The following is a 2,060-nucleotide window of genomic DNA, read 5'->3' on the forward strand; positions in this document are numbered from 1 at the left end:
ACCTCAGGGCTCGAAGACCAGTACAGCGATTTTGGAAGGAATCGCCTTGGATTGAAGTACCTCATATACGATCCCTTTAAAAACTCGGAGCGCAACGCCCCAAACCTCTACAGCTGGAGGGCCAATAACACATTTCAATGGCGCAACCTTATCCCCGCAGTTTCAATTTATGCGGGAGCCAACTTTATTCTTGGAGACAATCCCTTCTTTGCCCCTGATGAGCCGAGTATATCACCAAGGGTTATGGTTTCCACCCAGAGCCTCCTGTCTCCGAGGTTTGTCCTGACCACAAATATTATCTACGACCGCATCGGATCTGATTTTCCGCAGTGGAGTTATCTGGTTTCACTCTCGCATGCCTTCCGAAACCCCAGATGGAGTATTTTCGTGGAAAACCTGGTAATCAAAAGCGACAGGTATTCGGATATACTTCTCAGAACAGGAGTGGCCTACCTCCTGAATGAGAATTTTCAAGCCGATATACTCATTGGCGGGAGTTTTAAGGATACCCCGAGTCGGGGCTTTATCGCCGGAGGCATCTCCTATCGGTTAGACAGGCATGTTGACAAGCTCAAACCCATCGAGGATCAGGAACCTAAAATCGGGCGAAAAGATATGCGCAAAAAGAAAAAAGAGTCGGGTAAATCCAAGAAAAACAAAGGCGAAGACCCGGAGAAAAAATCTTCCGGGTTCGAGGGGTAACATCCACTGGAAAGGACTTTCAGGAATTGTCACTACATCCCTTCTAAGCCTTGACAATTATGCCTAATTTTACCTTCGAAATTAATAGCGATGGTGCAAATCAAGGAGGTCCGTTCAAAACAGGAATTAAAATCCTTCGTTGAGTATCCCTTTGCACTCTATCGGGATTCCCCGTACTGGGTCCCCCCTATCATCAAAGAAGAACTCGATAGTTTTAATCCTGAGATCAATCCTGTCTTTGAGCAGGCAGAGGCACGTTTTTTCCTCGCCTACAAAGGAAACAGGATTGCGGGCAGGATTGCAGCTATTGTCAACCGGGTGGAAATCGAAAAACTGGGATTGTCTAAAATGAGATTCGGCTGGATGGATTTCGAAGACGACACTGAGGTTTCTGAAGCTTTGCTAAACAAGGTCGAAGAGATTGGAAGATCCCATAACCTGGATTTTCTGGAAGGCCCTATGGGCTTTTCAAACCTGGACAAAGTCGGTGTGCTGACCGAAGGTTTTGATCATATTGGCAGTATGATCACCTGGTACAACCACCCGTACTATAAAACGCATTTGGAGGATTTTGGGATGGTGGTGGAAAAGGAGTATATCGAAAGCAAATTCCCCTTTTCCAATGTACATCCCGTCCATTTTTCAAGGATCCAGAAAATTATAAGGGAACGCTATAAACTCCGACCGCTGAACTTTGAGAAAACATCTCAAATTCTGCCCTGGGCCCACGAGATGTTCGAGGTGTTTAATGCCTCTTATTCCCGTCTCTCTTCGTTCGTTCCGGTTTCTGAAGCCCAAAAAGAGTACTTTAAGAAAAAATACCTCACGCTGATCGACCCCCGGTACGTAAAGTTTGTCGTGGACCAGGATAACCGGCTTGTTTCTTTCGCCATTGTCATGCCTTCATTTTCAAAAGCGCTCCAAAAGGCAAGGGGATCCTTATTCCCTTTTGGCTTTTATCACCTCCTCAAGGCGCGAAAAAAAAGCAAAGAAGTGTTTTTCTACCTGATAGGCGTCCTCCCGGAATACCAGAAGAAAGGAGTGACCTCAATTATTTTTAATGAGTACTACCGCGAATTCAGCGCCCGCAAAATACAAATGGCCTATCGCACCCCTGAACTGGCGGATAACGTAGATGTACATCAAATCTGGAAACACTTTAAACCTGAAGTTTACAAGCGCCGGTGTACCTTCCGTAAGGACCTGAAATAAGGGCTTTAAAACAACGTTAGCATCAGAACAGGTACTTTTGAAAGTACCTCTGGACTTGTCCGTAAATGATTCCCCCATTTTGAATTTCGCCTGACATTTCAGTAAAACGTACAGGTGCCCAGGAATCGCAGAGAGGGCAGAAAGAT

The 2,060-nt window shown here is 45.6% G+C and carries 2 protein-coding genes; both read left to right on the forward strand.

Going from position 1 to position 2,060, the window contains the following annotated elements:
• The coding region (locus WBV75_RS11240; RefSeq protein ID WP_424120693.1) for a transporter at positions 1-702 on the forward strand (702 nt) is incomplete at its 5' end.
• 90 nt (positions 703-792) lie between these two features.
• Positions 793-1,914 (forward strand): GTP cyclohydrolase, encoded by a 1,122-nt coding sequence (locus WBV75_RS11245; protein WP_424120694.1) that lies wholly within the window; start codon positions 793-795, stop codon positions 1,912-1,914.
• The last annotated feature ends 146 nt before the right edge of the window (positions 1,915-2,060 follow it).

The sequence above is a fragment of the Robiginitalea sp. genome, from assembly GCF_049588695.1.
GTDB lineage: Bacteria > Bacteroidota > Bacteroidia > Flavobacteriales > Flavobacteriaceae > Robiginitalea.

Coding starts and splice junctions, on each gene's coding strand:
- WBV75_RS11245 (WP_424120694.1), top strand. CDS start 793: ATGGTGCAAATCAAGGAGGTCCGTTCAAAACAGGAATTAAAATCCTTC.